Below are 20,870 nucleotides of genomic sequence, written 5' to 3' on the forward strand. Positions count from 1 at the left end.
GGGCTATGAGATTACGAAGAAGGAGTTCGAGGCGAATATCTCTTATCTGGTCGATGATCATTTCGTCGAACTACAGAAATTCGGAGAAGTGTCATTCGTCGAAACGCTGAGTAACAAATTCTACAAACTGACCACTTCCGGAGTTGACTTGGCAGAGGGGACGGTTGAAGACAAAGGGGTGTGCTTGTAATGAATCGAGCGCACAGCAAAATCGATAAGCTGCCTGACGCCCTCCGCGAGGCTATTCACGATGCAATCGTAAATAAGAGGATGACTTACGAGCAGATCACAAAGATGATTCACGAGGCAGGGCATAAAGATATCTCCTCGAAGTCGGTCGCGCGTTACGGCAAGAAGTTCAGTGAGAAGCTCGAAAGCATAACAAGGGCGAAAGAACAGGCTAAGGCGATTATTGAATCTTCGGCAGGCTCAAAACTCGATATGGCTGAGGCAAGTTCTACAATGGCATTTCAATTATTGATGAATATGCTCCTGAACACGGAGGACGGGAAGGTCGACAAAAATGCGATTGCGGGAATGCAAGCATTGGCATCGTTGGAGCGCTCGGCGGTAAGCAGGGAAAAACTCCGCTATCAGTTCAACAAAGGAGTCGATGCTGCGGCGGAAAAAATCAAACTTGAACTGCAGGAAGTGTTAAAAACCGAACCGGAACTCCTCGGAAAGATTTTGGAAATCCTTGAAAGGGTTGAAAAACAGGCGAAAGAGGAGAATTTGAAATCTTGAAAGATGGGTTTGAAAGATAAAAATCGATGGAGAAGGCAAAGGGCAAATCGAATATAGCTATAAAATGCAAAAAAATGCAGTTTATAGCGTCTTTAAAATCGGATGTAAAAATATAAGAGAGAAATTTTGAAAGATAAATGAAAGGCAATGAAAGAAAATGAAAGGGGTTTTTTCTTTCTGTGAAAGATGAAACTATCAAGCGGGGTGAAAATGTGTCGATCTTGAGAGAAATCGCAGGGAGAAAAATCAATAAGACGAAAGAGGAAGAGGAGAGAGAACTCAAGATTGAAGAAGGCCGCTACTCGTTCCGGAAATTCTGCAATTATATGAATCCGTCTTTTTTCTCGGATTCAAGAACCTTTCAGGATGTATTATGCAATACTCTGCAACAGATGTATGAGAAAAAGCTCTTAAATAAGAATGGGAGGCCTTACGACAAATTGGTTATTAACCTTCCGCCCGGACATGGAAAATCCTATACCGCGGGGATGTTCGCTTCCTGGGCATTCGGGCAGGATGTAAAAAATCAGGTCATTACGGTTTCTTATAATCAGACGCTTTCCACACGCTTTGCCAAAACGGTGAGGGAGATGATCCAGGATCAGGAGATCCGAGGGGACTTGGATTATTTTGTTCCTTCTTCGTTCTTCCCTGGGTTGAAGATCAAAGACGGAGATGGAGCGATGGACCTCTGGTCCTTGGAAGGTTCTTATATGTCCTATCTAGCAACGTCTTTCAGCGGATCAATCACCGGTATGCGTGGCAATATCGGAATTATCGATGATCCTATCAAAAACAAAGAAGAAGCTGTAAACGAGAGAGTAAAGGACAATCACTGGGATTGGTATAAGAATACATTCTTATCACGGATGGTCGAGGGAGCGATTCAAATCATCATCATGACCAGGTGGGCAACAGATGACCTCGCCGGGAGACTGATCGCAGCATATCCGGACGAGTGTTTTGTGTTGGAGATGCCTGTTTTGTCTGAGGACGGTGTGCCACTTTGCGACGAAATCTTAAGCAGGGAGGCAATCGAAGATAAAAGAAAAGGAATCGATGAGGAGATTTTTCTGGCGAACTACATGCAGCAGCCGATCGACAAGACCGGAGCACTATACGGAGAATTTAAGACTTATGACGTATATGACCCGGATCGGGTCACAAGGCGCCTCGCCTATACCGATACGGCAGATCAGGGTGCGGACTTCCTCTGTCAGATCTGTGCGGATGAGATCAATGGATTTTTGTATATCACAGATATTTATTATACAGATGAGGCGATGGAGACAACGGAGAAGGAAGCGGCAAGGAGATTGACAATAGCAGGAACGAAGGAAGACGTCATCGAGAGCAACAATGGAGGAAGAGGCTTTGCTCGAAACGTAGAGAGAGAATTGAAAGACCTTAAAAACAAAAAATGCGTGATTACCTGGTTTCATCAGTCGAAGAACAAGAAAACGCGTATCTTAGTCAACGCTACGAATGTCATGGAGCAGGTGATTATGCCGGAAGGATGGAAGAAAAAGTATCCGGAGTTCGCAAAAGCGATTATGAAATATCAGAGAAAAGGAAAGAATGATCACGATGACGCTCCGGACTGCCTGACAGGTCTGGTGGAACTGTGTAACGGAGAAGTCAAAGGAAAGAAGAGAATGCGGATGCTCAGCAAAAAGCTGCTTGGATTATAGGAGGATGCGATGATCAAGCTACAACAATTCGAAGTAAACGAAAAGAATGTGAAATTGGTCGTCGATCGATTTCTGGCAAAAGAGTTCGGGCGTCTGAATCTTCTGTATCAATACTACTCCGCGGATAACGAGATCTTAAATCGTCAGACGGAAGCGGGGAAACCGAATAATCGGCTCGCCTGCGCGTATGCGAAGTATATTACAAAGCTTCAGACCGGATATTTTGCAGGAGTGCCGGTCAAGCTGAAATCCTCGGAAGAGGAGTATCTACAGAAGTTCAATGAAGTGATGGAGTACAATTTTTCTCAAGATGTGAATTTTGAAATGGCCAAGTCCGCCTCTATTTTCGGATATGGGGTTGAATTAATTTATCAAAACGAGAGGGCGGAAACAAAGTTCAAGAAGCTTGATCCGCGTGAGGTGATCCTGATCTTCGGCACGTCGATGGATTCTTTCCTTTTGTGCGGCCTCCGCTATTACGTTGTTTCCGGCTTAGATAACAAGGCGATCGAAGTCGCGGAAGTTTACACGGAAGAGGAAAAGCGATATTTTTCGCGAAAACAAGGGACAGCAAACTTTGTTGAAGACAAGGAGCGGCGAGAGGAGAACATCTTCTCCGAGGTTCCTTTTATCTTGTATAAGAACAATGAAGAGATGAAGTCGGACTTTGAGGACGTGCTCCGATTAAACGACGCCTACGATACATCGCAGTCCAACACGGCGAATGATGTCGATTACTTCAACGATGCCTACATGGTCATCGACGGAAGCAACGATATCACGGATGACTCCGACGACGAGGAGGGCGGTAGAACAAGCGCTGCAGAAAAGATGAAGAAAAACAGGATTTTGTTCTTTCCGGACGGCGGAGGTGCGAAGTTCCTGGTCAAAGACATCAACGATGCGGCGACGGAAAACTATAAGAATCGCTTAAATGCGGATATTCATAAGTTCTCGATGACACCGGATTTGGGCGACGAGAAGTTTGCAGGCAACCTCTCCGGGATTGCGATCAAATTCAAGACGATCCCGCTCGAAGAGGCGGCGACGGAGAAGGAGAATAAGTTCCGGGTAGGCTTGCGAAAGCGTAGCGAACTGATTACGAAACTCTTGAATATCAAATTTAATCGTGACTGGGATTTCCGTATGATCACAGAAGAGTTTACGCGAAACCTTCCTGTGAATGAGCAGGAACTTACGAATACGATCCTCTCCTGTGCGGAGTATATCAGCAAACGAACACTTTTGGAGCTTCTGCCGCAAATCGAGAATGTCGACGAGGAGCTTCGTCGGCTCAAGGAAGAGCAGGACGAATACGATAAGCTCGACTATGCGATTGAAAGCTAGGTGCTGTTATGACGACGGCGGAGTATTTTCAAAAGAGGGCTCTTCACAAAGAACAGAGACAGAAGAATCGAGGAGAGAAGTTCCTCAAGAATTTAGAGAAAACGTACAAGGAAGCACAGAAACAGATCGACAAGAATCTTGAAAAGTTTTATGAAAGATACGAAGTTGAGGCGGGAGGCGAAGCGAAGGACTTAAATCGACTGCTTAGCCCGAAGGAAGTCGAAGAGTTCTATCAGAATTTTGACGATAACATCAGCACGAGAGACTGGACGGATCAGGAGCTACAGGATCTGCAGAAGAGATATCTGAAGGAGCGTATTTCCCGGCTCGAGGCGTTGAAGAAGCAGATTGAATTGCAAGTGGAACTGATATCAAAAAGTACGGATGTTCAAATGTTCGAGCATTTGAACGAGGTCTACAAGGACAGCTATTACGACACCGCCCACCAACTGTATCATAATGAGACGATTGTAAATCAACTGGTCTCCTCTTCTGCGATCTCGCCTTTTAATGACTTTATGACCCTTTCCTTCGCCACGTTAAATGCTGCGGCTGTCGAGCTGGCAGTAAGCAGGCCGTGGTCGGGGAAGTCTTTTTCTTCCAGGATCTGGAGGAACAACAAGAAGACGATCCGAGAGGTTTCGCAGGCCCTGTCCGTGGGTTTTGCTCAAGGGCACAGTATTGACAAGATGTCGAGAAGGCTTCGAGATAGAATGAATGTATCGTTCTCCAACGCCAAACGACTCGTTCGGACAGAAAGCAACTACGTGATGGGAGAGGCGACGTTCGACTGTTACCAAAATGCGGGGCTTGAGATGTACGAATTCCTCGCCACTTTGGATTATCGTACTTCTGAAATCTGTCAGGAACTCGATGGGAAGAGGTTTCCCGTCAAGGATCGCAAGGTAGGAGTAAACTGCAACCCGATGCATCCGAATTGCAGGAGTACAACGGTACCTTATTTTCCGGAGGATGAGGAGCCGTTCTACCGGATCGCAAGAGGTTCGGACGGGAAGAATTACTTTGTAAAAGACAACATCGATTATAAACAGTGGTTTGATAATCTTTCCGTTGAGGAACAAACGAAGCTGAGCGTTATGGAAAAGCTCGACAGAAATAAGTTTGCGGATAAGAATCAATACAAAAGATATAAGGACATCGTTGGAAAGAAAGAACTGCCAAAAACCTTTGATGAATTTCAAGAAATGAAGTATAATAATCCTAAGGAGTTTGAGCTTTTAAGAAGGTACAACAAGTCGAGAAAAAAGAATACAATATCGGCTTGGAGCTCATTCTCGGATTACAAAACATATTATTACAAAGTGGAACGGGGACTTGTTGGTCTAACGACAAAGGATGGAGTACAAATAACCGGGCAAAAAACTCACTTTCTGGAGAGAGTGCTTGGAACAAGTCATGATCCGGTGACAAAAAGACCGCGAAATGGAGTTGAAATAGAACATATCAAAGACGCTTTGTTGAATGCGAATGTAGTGAAGAGCAAAAGCGACACCTCTGTTACGGAATATCGAGGAGCAAAAGCAAAGGTGATCGTTAATCATGAAACCGGGAAACTAATTAGTGTAACGCCACAGTAAAGAAGGAGGGTAACGGATGATAAATATATTTTTCTCTAAAAAAGATATCGATTTCTTAACAGCTTTTGCAAAAGACTGTTTTGAGTATGTTAAGCATCGTTCGGAGAAGGAAGGGAAAGTTGTGTTGAATATTGAAAACGACTCTGATTTCGACGAGTTTCATTCTGCTCTGTTTCTTGCAAGTTCGACAAGTGGAGTTGATGAAGATGACGAAATTACAGATGTTGGTATAAAACTCGAATCTATAATGGATACGATTCACTACGAATATAAAAAAATGGGAAATACAGAGGTACAAGTATCTTAAGCACTAAGGCGAGAGCTAAGGTGCTTTTTGATTGCATTCAAAGAGGTTTTAAAGCCCTTTCGGAGGAGATCCGGAGGGGCTTTTAAAATACAAAAAAATAAGGAGGATAAGGGCATGAGATATGTTTTAAACAAAGAAAATTTTAAATTTTTCGCTCCGGATGACGGGGCTACAGGCGGAGGATCCGCGGAAGGACAATCTACGCAGGCGGAGGAAGCGAAGACTTTCACGCAGGAGGAAGTCGAGGCTATGAAGGCCGAGTGGGAAAAGATAACATCGGAGAAGCATGCTACTGAAATCGAGAAGGCGAAACAGGCGGCGACGAAGGAGGCGGAGAGAGTCGCAAAGCTGTCGGCGGACGAGAAAAAGGCCGAGGAACTTAAGAACTTGCAGGACAAGGTGGCGGATTTGGAACGTGAAAAAGTATTGTCAGCTTTAAAAGAGGATGCGAGGGCGGTTCTGGAAGAACAAAAGCTGCCTTCTTCTTTCCTGAACTTCGTCCTCGGAGAAGATATCGACAAAACAAAAGAGAACATCAACGCCTTGAAAAAAGTATTCGATGAGAGTGTCCAGGCGACGGTCGAAGAACGACTCAAAGGAAAGACTCCTGAAAGTGGAGGAACAGGATCACAAGACAACGATATTCAAGCGCAGTTTAAAGCGGCACTGAGAGCTTAAAGGAGGAAAGAACATGGCTATCAATACATTAGAGTATAGCAAAATTTTTCAGGAGCAACTGGATCAGCAAATTGTAGAAGAATCGACAACCGGCTGGATGGAAGACAATGCCGGTCAAGTCAAGTATTCCGGAGGAGACGAGGTTAAAGTTCCGACGATTACGATGCAAGGACTTGGAGATTATTCCAGGGACGAAGGATATGTTCAGGGGGCTGTGACGCTCGGATATCAAACGATGAAGCTCACACAGGACAGAGGAAGAAAGTTTCATCTCGACATCATGGACGTTGACGAAACGAACTTTGTGTTGAACGCGGGAACGGTAATGGGAGAGTTCCAGAGAACTCAGGTTATTCCGGAGATCGATTCATATCGATATAGCAAGATTTTTGCTTTGGCGAAGGCAAAAAGCAAAGCGACAGAGGGATATACGGCGGTAAAGGCTACGATCTTGGAAAAACTCTTGAATGACATTCGCTCCATCCGAGACATTGCTCCGTCTGCGGAGCTGATCATCATAATGTCGCCGATCATCGCGGGAACTTTGAGTGACGCGCTTGAAAGCTCAAGAAGAATCAACATAGGAGAATTTAAGCAAGGAAATGTGAGCACAAGAGTAAAATTTCTTGACGAGATGCCGATCATCGAAGCGCCGAGCGCACGCTTGAAAACCGTATATAAAAAGAACGATGGGAAAACAGGAGGGCAGGAAGCCGGAGGACTTGTTCCTGATGTTTCCGCGAAGGACATCAACTGGATCATTATGACAAGAAAAACCCCGATCGCTATCTCCAAGCAGGACATTACAAGGATTTTCACTCCGGAGCAAAATCAAAAAGCGAACGCTTGGCAGATCGATTACAGGAAATTCCACGATCTCTGGATCCCGGAGCATCGCCTCGACCTGGTCCGCGTATGCAGTAACTAAGGAGGTGCAAGATGTACAGGCTTCAACATTTGAACATTATCATAGAGACAGAAAACGAAATACAAAAAGATCGGTTGATTATGCAGGGCTACACCTTGCTTGATCATCGGGAAGGGGAGGATACGACCTCGGACAACTCTTCGTCCGAGGTCGTATCCTCACAGGATTATAAAAAATACAAGGCAGAGGAACTTCGAAAGATCGCAACAGAAAAGAACCTCTCCGTCACGGAGGGGATGACGAAGAAGGAGCTCGTTGAGCTTCTTGAGAAAAGCGAAAAGAGTGAGGAAAATGAATCTGCGTAAGGATGAGGTCCTGAGAGGAGTTAAGCTCCTCTCGGGACTCAAAAGCACGGAAAACGACGAAAAACTGATGTACCTGATCGAGTTGATCATCGAACAAGTAAAAAGTTATATCAACTACTCGGAGGAGATGCAGCTTCCTTCCGCATTGGAGAAGACGATCGCGGCGATCACGTCGCATGTCTTGACGATAAACGACTTTGGTATAGCTGAACTCAAAAAAGACATTCAAGAAAAAGCGATCACGCGAGGCGACACAAAGATCGAGTTCAATGTTGCATCTGCACTTCCTTCGATTGCGGAGGTAGAGGGATTAGGGCCGTATCTTCGAGTGTTGAAGAGATACAAGCGAACACAAATGAGGTGAGCTGTGATGAACGAGCGTGCGATTTTAGAAAAGACATATGCAGATACTTGTAACATCTATGATTACGAGGAAGAAATAGAAGAGGACGGGAGCACGACACAACGAAAGAGATTGTTGTATGAAAATGTGCTCTGTGCTTTCTCAAAGAGATCCTTGAGCGATCTTAAAATCGAAGACACTTCGAATCCGGTCGCTCAGTCATATATGCTCTTTCTAAGCGATGAAATTATAGTTTCAGAGGGGTTTCTCGTGTTTGTCCGCGGGGACTACTTCAAAGCGGGAAAGGGCATCATGTATAAGGGATCGCACCAGGAGGTTCCGCTGCTCTTCACGGATCGGGCGTGATACTATGAGTTTTGATTACTCCGGCTTTATGCATCTGTATCAGCGAATCGACCGTCTGCACAGAGAGTTTGGTGCTTTTTTACAAAGGTTTCTTTTAAAGCAAGCACTTGATGCGCTTGGAAAGACAAAGCGAATCACTCCTGTTGATACCGGGTATTTGCAAAACACTTGGATGATCGGCAACATACAAAGAGAAGGGGAAATGCTGAAAATTACGATCTACAACACGACGGAGTATGCTGCCTTCATCGAGTACGGACATTTGACAAGGGATCGGATGTCCTGGAAAAGAGGATACTTTATGTGCACTCTATCTATCAAAGAAGTAGAGCGGAGGATGCCGACACGGTTTCGGAGTGAGTTCGCGACCTTTGTCGCGGGATTGGGGATGGAGATAAGATGATATTTCACAGCATTATAAGCTCGCGTCTAAAAGAAAAATACGAGAATTTCACGATCTACAAGGAGCGTGCGGAAAAGCTTAAGAGGCCCGCGTTTTCTATTTTTCTCGTCAATCAAGAGCAACGGAAAGGCATCGGAAACGTATATAAAAGAAAGTCGGATTTTATGATCTGTTGCTATCTTGAGCGTGATGACGATACAGACTATATCCGTCTTCAAGAAATTGCGAACGACCTATATTCACACTTGGAGTACTTTGAATACAAGGAAGAGCACCTGCGAGGCTTCGATATGCACCACAGGATCCAAGACAACGTGCTTCAGTTCTTTGTGTCGTTTAACAGTGTCCACTATAAAGAAAAAAGGAATACGAAAATGGAAAACTTAGAAACAAAAGAAAGAAGAAAGAGGTGAACCCATGGCAGGAGGAACGTTTTTAACAATGAACAAAAAACTCCCCGGTGCATACATCAACTTTAAGAGTGTGCCGGCACCGACCGCGGCGGTGGGAAGTCGCGGTATTGCGACAATGCCGATCCCGCTGAGTTGGTCGAACGAAGGCGAACTCGTTGAACTGTTCTCGACGGATCTTCTTGATGGGAAGTCGCTCCCTAAAGTGGGGCTGACCGCCTTCGATCCGGAGAGTTTGGTGCTTCGGGAATGCTTGAAAAATTGTTACAAGCTCCTGATTTATCCCATTAACACTGGAGGGGCAAAGGCTACTGCGACAATCGGAAACTTGACGATTACGGCGAGGAGGCTCGGAACGCTTGGCAATCAGATCAAGGTCGTCATCAAGAAAAATAAGACAGATTATGACGTTCAGACTTTTTTCAAGACAAACAAGGTAGACAGTCAGACCGTTAAAGAAGCCACAGAACTCGTATCCAATGACTTTGTAGAGTTCTCCGGCGAAGGAACTGTTACGGTATCCGCGGGAGTGAATCTGGAGAACGGCACGGACGGAACGGTATCGAAGGCGACTTATACAAAGTATTTTGAAATGATGAAAACAAAGGAGTGGCAAGTTATGGGAATCCCCTCCGCGGACTCTTCGATTCCGCCTTTGGCAACGGACTATATCAAGCAGCTTCGGGAAAAGCAAGGGAAAAAGGTGCAGGCGGTCGTTCTGGACTACGTCGAAGCGAACTATGAGGGGATCATCAGTTGTAAACAAGGATACAAGACTAGAACCGAAACGGTCGAAAAAGAAAACTTTGTTGCTCATGTGACAGGAGCAACGGCGGGGGCGAACATCAATCAAAGTAACTGTTATAAAATCATCGAAGGAGCAATTGAAATTATCGGAGATCTGCCGGAGGACGAGCTTGAAACGGAGCTTTCAAAGGGCTTTTTCCTACTTTCAAAACGTGTCGACAGCAAAATCGTCGTCCTGGATGACGTCAACACGTTCACAGACTTTTCGCCCGAGAAGGACCGAGATTTTTCAAACAACCGCTCCATCCGCGTTTTTGACGAGATTGCGAATACAACCCGTCTTATCTTTGAAAAGTTTTACGCCGGAAAGGTCGATAACGTCGAAAACGGGAGAGATACCTTCAAGGCTCAACTGATTGCAAACGCACGAGCTCTTCAGGACTTGCGAGCGATTCAAAACTTTGAGGCAGACGATATCATCGTGGTCCAAGGAGCGGAGAAGGAAGATGTCAAAGTTGATATGAACATTCAAACCGTGGACTCTATGAAAAAGCTCTATATGACAGTATATGAAAGATAGGAGGCGTCAAACATGGGTGAATATTTGAGATCGGAGGATTTCACAAACGGGAAGGACGGTCAGATTCAGTTTATCAAAGACGGAGAAGTAATCACTCTCTACGGATCACAGAAGTTTAAAGCGTCCACAACGCCTAAAACCTCACAGCGTGGGCAGATCGGAACGAGAAACAAGCAGACGAAGATATCCGGATTTGAAAACAAAATAAGCATCACTGCGGACTACTGGACTGTCGGTTTGATGACGGAGTGGCTACAAGAATTTAAGAAGACGGGAAAATTCCCGAAAATCGATTGTCAGGTAATCAATCATGATAAAGGTACAAGCCTCGGCAAGATGTCAAAGGTATATTTTGACCTCATCCCATCTGGGGATATCACACTGCAGGAGCTGGACGAGTCGAACGAGGACGGGCTCCGTAATGAGTTCGAATTCTCATTCCGAGATTGGGACAGCTTGGAAAACTTTACGCGACCTGCCGCGATCGGCAGAGAATAGGAGGATAAGATGAATGAAGAATTGATGACCGCAGCGGTAGAAGATACACAGCAGGAACTTCCTGCACTGACTCTGGAGGACTTCCTGGCGGCAAATCAGGTAAATGAGGATATGACGATGGATGTGGTGATCTCGAACCGGTTGAAGGACTTTACCTTTACGATTGAGCTCTTTAACAAGAAGCAACATGAGAACTATCTCAATGCTTCTATCATTCGAAACGGCTCTGGTAAGATCATCAAGCAAAATTTGAAGCTCTTTAATGAGCTCGTTGTAATCAATCATTGTCGATATCCGAATTTCAAGGCCGTCGATTTTCTTAACAAACTAGGAGCGAGCACTCCTCAGGAGGCGCTTTATAAGACTTTGAAAGTCGGAGAAATCGACTTGTTAGCAAACAAAATCATGGAATTCAACGGATACGACGAGGAGTATTCTAAACTTTATCACGATGCAAAAAACTAATAACGGAAGGCGATGGAGAAACTCTTCTTTACATGTACTGCATTGAAGAGTTTGGCTTCATTCGACCTTCTGATTTTTTGAAAATGGAGCTACGGGAAAAGGCATTGCTTCAAGCAATACTCATTGAAATATCAAGGCGCAGAGAGAAGGCGAAGAAAGGAGCGAAACGATGATAGTAAGCAACAGCATAGCGCTTCAGGATCACATGACTCCTGTTCTTCGATATATCATTCAAACGATGAATATGATGATCTCAAACATGCAGCGTCTTGACGCTCGCTCGAACCTTGTGGGAACCGATGCCTTTAGCGCGATGCGAAGAAATATCGCATCTGCGGAGATCGCCTTGGATCAAATGGAGCGAGAACTCAATCAGATGTATCATTCCTCGAATGCCACCGCCTCGAGTTTCGGAGGCTGGGGGGCCCGTTTGATAGGCGTATGGTCGACCTTGCAGCTGATCCGGCAGGCGATATCGGCAATTGGACGAATCGCAGCGGTGGCAGATGAGTATACAAGTTTAAATGCACGATTGTCGCTGATCAACGACGGTCTTCAGACACAGAGCGAGCTTCAGGAGAAGATCATGCGATCGGCGAATCAAACCAGGTCGAGCTATGCAGCGACGGCGAGTCTTGTTACGAAAATCGGGATGACCGGCGCCATGAAGACGAATGACGACGCGATCGCATTCGCCGAGAAGGTCAACATGCTATTAAAAATAGGCGGAGGAACGAACTCGGAAAACGAGGCGTCGCTCCTTCAGTTGTCTCAAGCCATGGGTTCGGGTCAACTCCAAGGAGACGAGTTCAAGTCGTTAAAAGAAAACGCTCCCGCGCTGATGTCTGCGATAGCCGACGGACTTGGAATATCGATGCAACAGATGAAACAGATGGCGACAGCGGGAGAGCTAACCACCGAGAAGATCATCGGCGCTTTTGAATCCATGGATAAGGAGATCCGTGAACAATTTATGGCCCTTCCGCGTACCTTCGGGGAGAATGCTACGGTTATGAGCAATCTTATGACCGCTTGGATCGGGAAGTTTATGGAGACCGGATTCGCACTGTGGCGGATCAACGAACGATTCACACAGTTTGTGAATTGGCTGTATTCCGCGCAGGGTCAAAACCTGCTTGATATCGTTGCGAACACACTGAACGTGATTGTGTTTGCGCTTGATTTAATTGTTTCACTCTTCGTCGGATTCTGGAGCATGATCTCCGAGGCGGGTCCTGTCTTTGAATCGGTACTCACGGGTATCATCGTAGCCGGGTTCTTTGCGCTAGCACCTTTGATTTGGTCGGGAGTTACCGCCCTCGGCGCCTTGGTTGCAACCGCAGCAACCGCCGTGGCGCCATTTTTGCCGATCGTGCTGATTGTCGGAGTCATCACATTTGAGCTCCGTCGCATGGGCATCACTTTCGAGCAGATCTTCGCGACAATCGGAAGTGTGGCCGGGACGGTGATCGCCTTTGTCATCAACCGATTTATCGATCTGATCAACTTTGTAGGAAAAACGGCGGTATTTATTCAAAACGCCTTTAATCATCCTGTGTGGGCCATTCAGACGCTCTTCTACAACATGATTAACGCGGTGCTTTCGTTCTTCGAAAGTCTGATCAACGGAATTATCGACGGGTGGAACTGGATCGCTTCCGGTGTGAATAGTATCCCCGGGGTTGAAGTTAAGACATTTGAGCATGTCTCTTTGTCGTCAAAAAATCCGATGTCAAAGCCTGCAACTCCTGCAGGATTAAATTCCTGGAAAAACATTGATTATGTTGATTCTGCAAAATTTGCCGAAAAAGGAGCCGCTTTTGCGACCGGGCTCCTGAGCAAAGGTGAGGATGCGATGAGGAAATCAAAGGGAGCAGGAGGCACAGATGTAGAGAAGCAGTTGGGGGAAGGGAAGAACATCGGGGACGTTGGAAAGGTCGGGAAGGTCGGAAAGATCGAAGACAAGGTCAATATTGCTGATGAGGACCTGAAGATGCTGATGGATATCGTGACCAAGGATCGAGTAAATCAGATCAATCTATCCGTTCAAACCCAGTCTCCGGTCATCCACAACTCCGCGACGATCAGAGAAGAGGCGGATCTGGAGAAACTGGCAAATAAACTTGCGGAAAAACTGGACGAAGCCGCGGAAACCTCTGCGGATATCTACTACGATGAGGGAGTGATATAGATGTATGAAATGTATCTCGGCAAACTGAAAATACCGCTCCTTCCTTCATCGTTGAAGGAAAGTGCATCCAAAGACAATAAGAAGTATGATGTGCTTTCCCTCGGCGAAGTGGTGAAACCCGGGCGCATGAAACTGAGAACGTGGACGATCACGTCGGAACTTCGATATACCGACGGGGTCGATGCGAAATCGACGATTGAAGCGATAAAAAAGTATCTCTATGACGAGAAGACAACGATGAAACCGCTCAGGTTCATCGTAAACCGATTTAACGAAGACGGTTCGATTTCGCTAAACACAAATGCTCTCGTTGTGATAGACAGCTTCGAAATTACAGATAAGGAAGCCGAGCCGGGGGATTTTCACTATTCAATAAAGCTAACAGAGTACAGAAAGTTCGAGGCGAAAATACTATGATGATCCGTGCCCTGCTTCATAGCAAAGCGGTTAAAAAGACCTACGAAGTTTCTCCAATCCTTGACGGAAATCTGACCTATACGACAGAAAGAGCCGGTCAAGCGTCAAAAATCAGCTTCAATGTATTGAAGAACGGAGAGATCAACTATCACGCGGGCGACTTGTTTCAAACTTTTCTGGAGGATAAGAAGTTTTGCTCCGGTATTGTTTTTCAGAAGAGCAAAAAGCAGGATGTTATCACGACGACCGCCTGGGACCTTCTGCGTTACTTGAAATATAAGCAGTCGTATTTAATCAAAAATATGACCTTGACCCAGGTCGTCAAGTTGATCGCGGAAGAGTTTGCACTCCCGCTTGGCGATATCGAAAATACCGGATATATCCTTCCTAAAAAATTGTACGACGACAAAACTTTGATGGACATCATTACGGACTGCATTCGAACGACGGCAGTTGCGACAAAAAAGATCTATGTGTTGTTCGATGATTTCGGCAAGCTGAGCTTGAAGGAAATCGGAAATATGAAATCCCGATTTATCCTTGGAAGTGAGTCGTTTGTGACGGACTACACCTACGATACGAGTATTGAAGAAGCGTACAATTACATCAAGTTAGTAAGACCCAACAAGTCAACAGGGAGAGCGGATACCTATATCGCAAACGACTCAAAGAAGGTAGAACGATGGGGGCGTCTTCAGTATTATCAAAAGGTCGACGAGAACATGAATCCGGCTCAAATCAAACAAATGGCAAAGAAGTACCTGGAATACTACTGCAGGACCGGGAGGAAATTAAGGCTCAGTTGTATCGGGATACCGGAGATTCGTGCCGGGATGATGATCCCCGTTTCTATTCCGGACTTGGGAGATATTTCATTGAATAAGGTTCTTTTGATTGATCGATGCACACACAAGGTGAGCGCGTCGGATCATATCATGGACTTGGAAATGCAGGTGTACAATGGATAAACTTTTACATGTGATCAAGAAGATCAATCACAAACAGATTTCCGCGACGGAGCTGGCGGACTTTGTCCTTGGAACGGTAGTGAGCGTTTCACCTCTCCGGGTACAGGTCTCGGATCGTATTACACTCGATGAGGATATGCTGCTTTTTTCAGAGCTCGTTCTTGAAAAGAAGGTTAATCTCAAGCACAAGCACAATGATTCACACGAGGCTCTTGAGACAGTGATCACCATCCAGGAAGGGATAAAACAAGGCGACACGCTCCAACTGATCAAACTCTCTGCGGGTCAATTGTTCTTGATTATAAGTAAAGTCAGGGACAAGAAAAGCGTGGAAATTTCAAAGGAAGACAGATGGCAGTGGAGTTAGGAGGATATCATGAAGCTTTTGCCGGAACAAATAGAATATACGAGTCAAGAAGACTTGCAGCGTCAAAAATCGGATAAGGTTCATCATATCCAAACGAATCAAAAGCTTTCATCTGCGACTATTGATAGTCTGTCGGCAGTAAAGCAGGCGACGTTTTGTATCTTGGCAACAGAGCAGGGAGCACATGAAATCTACACTCCGAACTACGGCCTCCGGACTCTGGATCTATACGGCGAGGCGTTCGGATACGTGGTTTCGGAACTCTCCAGAAGGATCAAGGAAAGCCTTGTGAAAGACGAGAGGATCACAGATGTCTTTGATTTTGAGTTTGAGCAGGCCGATAAGGACGCGATAAGGGTGCTTTTCAAGGTTGAAACCATCCATGGAGTCATTTCGGAAAGTTATACGGCTTCGATTATAAAGGAGGGAAAGGAATAGATGGAAAAATACAGCTATGAGGCTCTTTTGAAAAGAACCTTGTCTCGCGTTCCGAATGAACTCGACAAGCGAGAGAGCTCGCCGATCTACTCCGCTCTTGCTCCTGCTTGTTTTGAGCTCAGCAAAGCCTACGAAGAAATGAAGAAGATGTTGTCGCAGGTGTTTGCGCAATCGGCAGATCGAGAGTTTTTGTTGCTCCGAGCGAAGGAGAGGGGTATCGATGCCTTTCCTGCGACATTTAATACGAAAAAAGCTGAATTTAAAGACATCAATGAAGAACTTGTCGATGTCGATTTAAATCTGCGATTCTCTATTGATGACTACACCTTTTTGACAACGAAACGCCTGTCCACAGGTATTTTTTTAATTACTTGCGAACAGGCGGGTGAGGCACCTAATGCGTCGCTGGGCGATCTCCTTCCTGTTGACAATATCAAAGGGCTCGGTTCTGCGAGAATTCTGGAGAATGTTGTTCTCGGGGAAGAGGAAGAGAGTACGGAGCATTTGAGGGAGAGATACCTGTCAAAAGCACGGGAGCCGGCTACAAGCGGGAACACGTATCACTACAGGCGTTGGGCACTGGAAGTCAAAGGGGTAGGAGCCGCAAAGATCTTCCCTCTTCATCAAGGACCAGGGACTGTGAAGGTTGTAATTGTGAACAGCAAAATGCAGGCTGCGGACAAACAGCTTCTTGAAGCAGCAAAGACTCATATTGAAGAGAGCAGGCCCATAGGGGCCAACGTAGAGGTCGTGACCGCCGTGAGTAAGGAAATTTCCGTATCGGCGAATGTGAAAACGGAGAAATCTGCAAGTTTGTCAAAAATACAAAGCGAGTTTTCAAATGCCTTAAAAGAGTATTTCAAAAAAGTTTCCTTTCAAGTTGACTATATCTCTGTCGCGAAGGTCGGGAACCTCCTGCTCAATACCGAAGGCATTGCTGATTTTGAAAATCTTCAATTGAATAAATCCGCTTCGAATATTCCGCTTGAAAATACAGAAATTCCTGTACTTTCAAGCATATCGCTAGGGGTGATGCAGTGAGAAAATACTATGGTGCCACTCTATACGGTGCTTCAACCTTTGCGAACAGCCTGAAGGATGAGGTACAAAAAGAAGAATGCTATCTTGATTTGATGAAGTATCTCCCTCGTTATTGGCAGCAAATCAAAGAAATGATTATGTTACAAAGATCCCTTGGGTTCGAAGTCGGAGAACTTGAGTGTAGCCTAAATGACTTATTTGATCAGTTTTTTGTTGAGAAGGCAACTTGGGGACTGTCAATGTGGGAAGAGGAACTCGGTCTTCCTGTAAATCCAAACCGGAACCATGAAGCAAGGCGGGAGTTGATCAAAGCAAAACTTCGAGGTGCTGCGACCACGACGAGCGAGATGATCCGACTCGTTGCCCGCGCCTTTTCAGGCGGGGAGGTTGAGGTTGTGGAGCACAACGATCGCTATACTTTTGAGATAAAATTTGTAGGAATAAAAGGAATCCCACGGAATATGAATTCTTTCAAGTCGACGATTGAGGAGATCAAACCGGCACACCTCGCTGTCGAATATTCCTACACTTACACCGTATGGAAGGAAGTCAAGAGGAAAACCTGGAGCGAATTGTTCAACACCCGAAAAGTTTGGGCCGATATTAAAAACAACGATCTGTAGGAGGTGGACGAGTGACTGTATTTTATGAAAAGTTAAATGTCAAGGAAAACAAGGAACTGTATCAAATCGAGGAAGAGATTACTATGCAGTCGGGAAGATACGAGGGTTTTCTTCAGCACGACAATGCAATCGAGTCCTCGATTGCTCTATACACGGACAAAAAACTGACGGGAGAGAAGATCGAGAACTTCGTGTTGTCCATCGACGAGAACTATCCATGGAGGACATTTATCCGAGTTTCATCTGCACATGAAAAATTGTATTTGTCTTACGAGACAATCGGTGATGTTATCGAAGCTGACGATATTAATGAACTCCAAAAGGCAGTTATGAAATTGGAGAGGGACGTTGCCTCTGTTGATACATCCGCCTTTGTTACAAGTGAGGAGTTTAACCGTTTAAAGCAATCATCGCTTGAGTCTAAGACTGCCCATATTCAAGCGATTGAGGAGAGGGTAGGGCAGAGTAGCGGGCTGACAACGTCAAGCTCGTGGCGGGACATTTTGTATTTTTGGAATAATGTCGTATCGGGTGGATCCGGAGGACTTAATTTTGCATCGCTATTTTTCAAGATGGTTACATTCGAAAAATCGTTCTGGAACGCAGGGTTTCAATCTTCGAAGTTGACGGCTTCGGAATTGAGTTTGAAGCTTAAAAATGTTAGGTTGCAAGAGATTCCGATACGCAGTGGAATTGAAACGCTGAACATAAGCACAACATCAAAAATGATCCTGCTTATCTTTAAACAAACCGACGGATACACCTATTCTCAAGGAGTTTCTCTTGAAAGGTTGCAAACGGGAGGTGGAGAAAAGTTCCAAATCGCAAAACTTGCGATTGGAGACTATGAGGTCGATTTCAACAAACCGAACAAAACAAGATTAATTACTGAACACATGAATGAACTCGGAGAACACAACAGCTTAAGTATGAACGTCTCAGCAAAACAGTTCCTCTATATTTTTCCGGAAACAACACCCGTGACACTTAAAGGACAGGTCTCCTGGACAAAGACAGAGGGAAAACTCCTAATTTTCGAAACGGATGGATTTCTTTAAAAGCGAGGTGAGAAGATGAAGCTAACACAGAACTTGAAATTGAAAAAACCGGATTACGAGGATATTGCGGATATCGAACAGCTCAATGAAAACATGGACATTTTAGATCGAGAGGTGAGCAAAAAGGCGAGCAACTCAGAGGTTGAGCTTAAGCTCAACGAAAAGGCGCCCGCAGATCACGCTCATACCGAATATTTGCAAAAAACGGCGCGAACTCAAGAACTTGAAACGCTCGAAGCATTGGTTGACAAGAAAGCTGCAGTAGGATCTGTTTATTCTAAAAGTGATATCGACCGCATGCTCAGAGAGTTAAAAACCCAGGGGATCACAGCGGAGCAGGTGGCTCAACTCATCACCGCTCAACAGATCCTTCAGAAATTGAAGACAGTACACGGCCCTGGGTCAGGATTGGAAGCGGCGTCAGTCAGATGGACCGGAGTGACAGGAAAACCATCCTCGTTTCCGCCCACGACTCATACCCACGACTACTTGGGTCGGACGGCAAAGGCGGCAGACAGCGAGTTGTTGGACGGACACGACAGCACATATTTCGCCACATCCACAAGAGTAGAGCAACTTTTTCAGCTATCCGTTAGCGGGAAACAAGCCCACGTTAACGCGATAAACAGACTCTTAGGATATAATTCAGGGCTTACAGTTAACAGCACCCTCTCCGACCTTGCGTGGTGGTGGGAAAACAAAGTACTACCACACAAAGAAGTTGTTTCGATTTCCCAAACGACAGCAAATGGAGCAACATGGAAGGATCATACATTTAATGTGCAGTGCAGTTCCACTCAAAGAGGTTGGAATACTCCACTGTTAAACATGTATGCTGTCATTGTCGACAAGAAGGTAGTTCCAGTTACTACAGGAGCTGGGAATTCAGCTGCAACGGAAGTGACAATTGGACAAAACGTTTTCAGTGTGTATATCGATACAGACTCATTCAGCTCAACTCTGTATTTCTACTATCAAAGGGGAACTATAACGAACTGGACAACCATTCCTGTGGCTGCAAAAGTAATGAAATTATAAAACGAAGGGAGACAAAACTATGAAGATTTTAATTACCAGCATGACGTCTGAAAAGGGGAAGAGTGTAGTTCAATCTCAAATCTTACCGAAGGAAACCGAAAATATTCTGCATGAAGTGATTGAAGTCGCTGAAATTGAAGAAAAAGAAGGCTGCTTTAAGGAGCTTGTATATGACAATAAGATGAAAAAATATAAGTTTGAGTACAAGGAGATCCCGAAAACTTCTGATCAAGAACAAGAAGAAAGAATCAAAGTTCTTGAAAAAGCGCTCGCAGAGGCGCTTAAAGACAAAAAAGAAGACATCATCAGCGAGGAGCTCGGCGATTTGTAAAAAAAGATATTAAACTGCTTTGAAAGGGGTTTGATATAAATGCTAATTCGATTTTTTAAAATAATGATGGAGGTAATTCAAATGGCAAAAAAACCTAAAAGTGAACTATCCGGAAGACTTCAGTTACTAATCAACCAGGATGCACTCGATATTTCTTTAAAAGCGATAACTATAGATGATACGGTCAATCATGCCGTATATAGAGAGTATGTCCTTGAGGAGTGCGAACATGCCCATAGTTGCGACGGCTATGGGAATCCACTACCGGAAAATCCATAAAAAAATAGCAAAAAAAGAGCAGTAAAGAGTAATGAATTCTTTATTGCTCTTTTTTTAACCTCAAAAAGAACATATGTTCAAAGAAAGGAGACACAATGATAATAAAACCACCAATCTCACGCCTTGGAGGGAAATCGAGATTAAAAGGAACAATTATTTCAATGCTGCCGGAGCACGATTGTTATGTAGAAGTGTTCGCGGGTGCTGCATGGGTCTATTTTTCGAAGAACCCTTCTGCGGTGGAAGTCGTAAATGACAAAGATGATCACGTCCGGTTAGCTGAAACTTTACACCGTGCAAAAGGTAAGTTTCTACTAGCCATCAATGACCATCCTCTCTCGCGTCAATTATATCATAATTACAGAATAAAAGAAGTAGAAACGATGTATTCCGCTTCAAAAACTTCCAATAAAAAAGTGAAGGAGCTGATCATAACCAACTACTAATTTTGAAAGAGGATCTTTCAAAAAATCTTTCATAATCTTTCATGAGAAAAGTGCTCTAAAATTCGCTTTATTTATACTCAAAATCGACTATAATATAAAGAAGAAAAGAGCGCTTTTTTTGTGAAAATCGCATTGCCAACTAAAATGAAAAATTTTGCCAAGAATGTTGCACGGCTACAGGGATTTTGCTTTTAAAGACAATAGAATTTCTTGTGCGGAGGGTTTGCCGTGTTTGTGTATTACTATTGTCCGTTTGGAATACC

Annotated in this window: 28 protein-coding genes; all 28 read left to right on the forward strand. The window is 44.8% G+C overall.

Annotated elements, in window-relative coordinates; translation table 11 throughout:
- A partial coding sequence (locus tag ACFO4R_RS10215; protein ID WP_379789008.1) for a hypothetical protein occupies positions 1-190 on the forward strand: 190 nt, incomplete at its 5' end.
- Positions 190-744: a phage protein Gp27 family protein gene (locus tag ACFO4R_RS10220; RefSeq protein ID WP_379789009.1), complete on the forward strand. Its 555-nt coding sequence runs from the start codon at positions 190-192 to the stop codon at positions 742-744. The genes ACFO4R_RS10215 and ACFO4R_RS10220, both read left to right, overlap by 1 nt.
- Before the next feature lie 179 nt (positions 745-923).
- A complete protein-coding gene (gene terL, locus ACFO4R_RS10225; protein WP_379789010.1) occupies positions 924-2,435 on the forward strand; it encodes a phage terminase large subunit in 1,512 nt (503 codons plus the stop codon).
- A gap of 9 nt (positions 2,436-2,444) precedes the next feature.
- Complete coding sequence (locus ACFO4R_RS10230) at positions 2,445-3,782, forward strand: phage portal protein (protein ID WP_379789011.1); 1,338 nt, start codon at positions 2,445-2,447, stop codon at positions 3,780-3,782.
- Positions 3,783-3,790: 8 nt separating this feature from the next.
- Positions 3,791-5,380, forward strand: a complete 1,590-nt coding sequence (locus ACFO4R_RS10235) for a minor capsid protein (RefSeq protein WP_379789012.1) — start codon at positions 3,791-3,793, stop codon at positions 5,378-5,380.
- A 16-nt stretch (positions 5,381-5,396) separates the two neighbouring features.
- Positions 5,397-5,687, forward strand: coding sequence for a hypothetical protein (locus ACFO4R_RS10240; RefSeq protein WP_379789013.1), 291 nt, complete (start codon positions 5,397-5,399; stop codon positions 5,685-5,687).
- 114 nt (positions 5,688-5,801) lie between these two features.
- Positions 5,802-6,365 (forward strand): DUF4355 domain-containing protein, encoded by a 564-nt coding sequence (locus ACFO4R_RS10245; protein ID WP_379789014.1) that lies wholly within the window; start codon positions 5,802-5,804, stop codon positions 6,363-6,365.
- A 13-nt stretch (positions 6,366-6,378) separates the two neighbouring features.
- Entirely contained in the window at positions 6,379-7,293 is a 915-nt protein-coding gene (locus ACFO4R_RS10250; protein WP_379789015.1) for a hypothetical protein, read from the forward strand.
- A gap of 11 nt (positions 7,294-7,304) precedes the next feature.
- Positions 7,305-7,598, forward strand: a complete 294-nt coding sequence (locus tag ACFO4R_RS10255; RefSeq protein WP_379789016.1) for a hypothetical protein — start codon at positions 7,305-7,307, stop codon at positions 7,596-7,598.
- Positions 7,585-7,962, forward strand: a complete 378-nt coding sequence (locus ACFO4R_RS10260) for a head-tail connector protein (protein WP_379789017.1) — start codon at positions 7,585-7,587, stop codon at positions 7,960-7,962. The genes ACFO4R_RS10255 and ACFO4R_RS10260 overlap by 14 nt, the downstream gene beginning before the upstream one ends.
- A gap of 6 nt (positions 7,963-7,968) precedes the next feature.
- The gene (locus tag ACFO4R_RS10265; RefSeq protein ID WP_379789018.1) at positions 7,969-8,307 is read left to right on the forward strand and encodes a hypothetical protein; all 339 of its coding nucleotides are present in this window, start codon (positions 7,969-7,971) and stop codon (positions 8,305-8,307) included.
- Between the two features lie 4 nt (positions 8,308-8,311).
- The gene (locus tag ACFO4R_RS10270) at positions 8,312-8,710 is read left to right on the forward strand and encodes an HK97 gp10 family phage protein (RefSeq protein ID WP_379789019.1); all 399 of its coding nucleotides are present in this window, start codon (positions 8,312-8,314) and stop codon (positions 8,708-8,710) included.
- Positions 8,707-9,123 (forward strand): phage tail terminator family protein, encoded by a 417-nt coding sequence (locus ACFO4R_RS10275; RefSeq protein WP_379789020.1) that lies wholly within the window; start codon positions 8,707-8,709, stop codon positions 9,121-9,123. Before ACFO4R_RS10270 ends, ACFO4R_RS10275 begins: the two co-directional genes overlap by 4 nt.
- 4 nt (positions 9,124-9,127) lie before the next feature.
- Positions 9,128-10,447 (forward strand): phage tail sheath family protein, encoded by a 1,320-nt coding sequence (locus ACFO4R_RS10280; RefSeq protein WP_379789022.1) that lies wholly within the window; start codon positions 9,128-9,130, stop codon positions 10,445-10,447.
- Between the two features lie 12 nt (positions 10,448-10,459).
- A complete protein-coding gene (locus ACFO4R_RS10285) occupies positions 10,460-10,945 on the forward strand; it encodes a phage tail tube protein (RefSeq protein WP_379789023.1) in 486 nt (161 codons plus the stop codon).
- A 9-nt stretch (positions 10,946-10,954) separates the two neighbouring features.
- Positions 10,955-11,410, forward strand: a complete 456-nt coding sequence (locus tag ACFO4R_RS10290; protein WP_379789024.1) for a phage tail assembly chaperone — start codon at positions 10,955-10,957, stop codon at positions 11,408-11,410.
- A 169-nt stretch (positions 11,411-11,579) separates the two neighbouring features.
- A complete protein-coding gene (locus ACFO4R_RS10295) occupies positions 11,580-13,601 on the forward strand; it encodes a tape measure protein (protein WP_379789025.1) in 2,022 nt (673 codons plus the stop codon).
- A complete protein-coding gene (locus ACFO4R_RS10300) occupies positions 13,602-14,018 on the forward strand; it encodes a hypothetical protein (RefSeq protein WP_379789026.1) in 417 nt (138 codons plus the stop codon).
- Entirely contained in the window at positions 14,015-14,986 is a 972-nt protein-coding gene (locus ACFO4R_RS10305) for an XkdQ/YqbQ family protein (RefSeq protein ID WP_379789027.1), read from the forward strand. The genes ACFO4R_RS10300 and ACFO4R_RS10305 overlap by 4 nt, the downstream gene beginning before the upstream one ends.
- Positions 14,979-15,353 carry a DUF2577 domain-containing protein gene (locus ACFO4R_RS10310; RefSeq protein ID WP_379789028.1) on the forward strand — a complete coding sequence of 125 codons (375 nt, stop codon included), beginning with the start codon at positions 14,979-14,981 and terminating at the stop codon, positions 15,351-15,353. The genes ACFO4R_RS10305 and ACFO4R_RS10310 overlap by 8 nt, the downstream gene beginning before the upstream one ends.
- Positions 15,354-15,362: 9 nt before the next feature.
- Complete coding sequence (locus ACFO4R_RS10315; protein ID WP_379789029.1) at positions 15,363-15,791, forward strand: DUF2634 domain-containing protein; 429 nt, start codon at positions 15,363-15,365, stop codon at positions 15,789-15,791.
- Complete coding sequence (locus ACFO4R_RS10320; RefSeq protein WP_379789030.1) at positions 15,792-16,832, forward strand: baseplate J/gp47 family protein; 1,041 nt, start codon at positions 15,792-15,794, stop codon at positions 16,830-16,832.
- Positions 16,829-17,455 (forward strand): YmfQ family protein, encoded by a 627-nt coding sequence (locus ACFO4R_RS10325; protein WP_379789031.1) that lies wholly within the window; start codon positions 16,829-16,831, stop codon positions 17,453-17,455. Before ACFO4R_RS10320 ends, ACFO4R_RS10325 begins: the two co-directional genes overlap by 4 nt.
- 11 nt (positions 17,456-17,466) lie before the next feature.
- The gene (locus ACFO4R_RS10330; RefSeq protein WP_379789032.1) at positions 17,467-18,513 is read left to right on the forward strand and encodes a hypothetical protein; all 1,047 of its coding nucleotides are present in this window, start codon (positions 17,467-17,469) and stop codon (positions 18,511-18,513) included.
- A 15-nt stretch (positions 18,514-18,528) separates the two neighbouring features.
- The gene (locus ACFO4R_RS10335; protein WP_379789033.1) at positions 18,529-19,551 is read left to right on the forward strand and encodes a hypothetical protein; all 1,023 of its coding nucleotides are present in this window, start codon (positions 18,529-18,531) and stop codon (positions 19,549-19,551) included.
- Positions 19,552-19,570: 19 nt separating this feature from the next.
- Positions 19,571-19,882 (forward strand): hypothetical protein, encoded by a 312-nt coding sequence (locus ACFO4R_RS10340; RefSeq protein WP_379789034.1) that lies wholly within the window; start codon positions 19,571-19,573, stop codon positions 19,880-19,882.
- A gap of 81 nt (positions 19,883-19,963) precedes the next feature.
- Entirely contained in the window at positions 19,964-20,161 is a 198-nt protein-coding gene (locus ACFO4R_RS10345) for a hypothetical protein (RefSeq protein WP_379789035.1), read from the forward strand.
- Positions 20,162-20,256: 95 nt separating this feature from the next.
- Positions 20,257-20,607 carry a DNA adenine methylase gene (locus ACFO4R_RS10350; RefSeq protein WP_379789036.1) on the forward strand — a complete coding sequence of 117 codons (351 nt, stop codon included), beginning with the start codon at positions 20,257-20,259 and terminating at the stop codon, positions 20,605-20,607.
- Positions 20,608-20,870 lie beyond the last annotated feature (263 nt).

The sequence above is a fragment of the Filifactor villosus genome (assembly GCF_042652965.1).
GTDB lineage: Bacteria > Bacillota > Clostridia > Peptostreptococcales > Filifactoraceae > Filifactor > Filifactor villosus.

Bases quoted from the DNA above. Each gene is read 5' to 3' on its own strand.
- ACFO4R_RS10260 (WP_379789017.1), top strand. From the start codon at position 7,585: ATGAATCTGCGTAAGGATGAGGTCCTGAGAGGAGTTAAGCTCCTCTCG.
- ACFO4R_RS10285 (WP_379789023.1), top strand. From the start codon at position 10,460: ATGGGTGAATATTTGAGATCGGAGGATTTCACAAACGGGAAGGACGGT.
- ACFO4R_RS10280 (WP_379789022.1), top strand. From the start codon at position 9,128: ATGGCAGGAGGAACGTTTTTAACAATGAACAAAAAACTCCCCGGTGCA.
- ACFO4R_RS10335 (WP_379789033.1), top strand. From the start codon at position 18,529: ATGAAGCTAACACAGAACTTGAAATTGAAAAAACCGGATTACGAGGAT.
- ACFO4R_RS10340 (WP_379789034.1), top strand. From the start codon at position 19,571: ATGAAGATTTTAATTACCAGCATGACGTCTGAAAAGGGGAAGAGTGTA.
- ACFO4R_RS10270 (WP_379789019.1), top strand. From the start codon at position 8,312: ATGAGTTTTGATTACTCCGGCTTTATGCATCTGTATCAGCGAATCGAC.
- ACFO4R_RS10300 (WP_379789026.1), top strand. From the start codon at position 13,602: ATGTATGAAATGTATCTCGGCAAACTGAAAATACCGCTCCTTCCTTCA.
- ACFO4R_RS10220 (WP_379789009.1), top strand. From the start codon at position 190: ATGAATCGAGCGCACAGCAAAATCGATAAGCTGCCTGACGCCCTCCGC.
- ACFO4R_RS10240 (WP_379789013.1), top strand. From the start codon at position 5,397: ATGATAAATATATTTTTCTCTAAAAAAGATATCGATTTCTTAACAGCT.
- ACFO4R_RS10245 (WP_379789014.1), top strand. From the start codon at position 5,802: ATGAGATATGTTTTAAACAAAGAAAATTTTAAATTTTTCGCTCCGGAT.
- ACFO4R_RS10320 (WP_379789030.1), top strand. From the start codon at position 15,792: ATGGAAAAATACAGCTATGAGGCTCTTTTGAAAAGAACCTTGTCTCGC.
- ACFO4R_RS10305 (WP_379789027.1), top strand. From the start codon at position 14,015: ATGATGATCCGTGCCCTGCTTCATAGCAAAGCGGTTAAAAAGACCTAC.
- ACFO4R_RS10295 (WP_379789025.1), top strand. From the start codon at position 11,580: ATGATAGTAAGCAACAGCATAGCGCTTCAGGATCACATGACTCCTGTT.
- ACFO4R_RS10345 (WP_379789035.1), top strand. From the start codon at position 19,964: ATGGCAAAAAAACCTAAAAGTGAACTATCCGGAAGACTTCAGTTACTA.
- ACFO4R_RS10350 (WP_379789036.1), top strand. From the start codon at position 20,257: ATGATAATAAAACCACCAATCTCACGCCTTGGAGGGAAATCGAGATTA.
- ACFO4R_RS10250 (WP_379789015.1), top strand. From the start codon at position 6,379: ATGGCTATCAATACATTAGAGTATAGCAAAATTTTTCAGGAGCAACTG.
- ACFO4R_RS10275 (WP_379789020.1), top strand. From the start codon at position 8,707: ATGATATTTCACAGCATTATAAGCTCGCGTCTAAAAGAAAAATACGAG.
- ACFO4R_RS10310 (WP_379789028.1), top strand. From the start codon at position 14,979: ATGGATAAACTTTTACATGTGATCAAGAAGATCAATCACAAACAGATT.
- ACFO4R_RS10315 (WP_379789029.1), top strand. From the start codon at position 15,363: ATGAAGCTTTTGCCGGAACAAATAGAATATACGAGTCAAGAAGACTTG.
- ACFO4R_RS10290 (WP_379789024.1), top strand. From the start codon at position 10,955: ATGAATGAAGAATTGATGACCGCAGCGGTAGAAGATACACAGCAGGAA.
- ACFO4R_RS10235 (WP_379789012.1), top strand. From the start codon at position 3,791: ATGACGACGGCGGAGTATTTTCAAAAGAGGGCTCTTCACAAAGAACAG.
- ACFO4R_RS10230 (WP_379789011.1), top strand. From the start codon at position 2,445: ATGATCAAGCTACAACAATTCGAAGTAAACGAAAAGAATGTGAAATTG.
- ACFO4R_RS10255 (WP_379789016.1), top strand. From the start codon at position 7,305: ATGTACAGGCTTCAACATTTGAACATTATCATAGAGACAGAAAACGAA.
- ACFO4R_RS10265 (WP_379789018.1), top strand. From the start codon at position 7,969: ATGAACGAGCGTGCGATTTTAGAAAAGACATATGCAGATACTTGTAAC.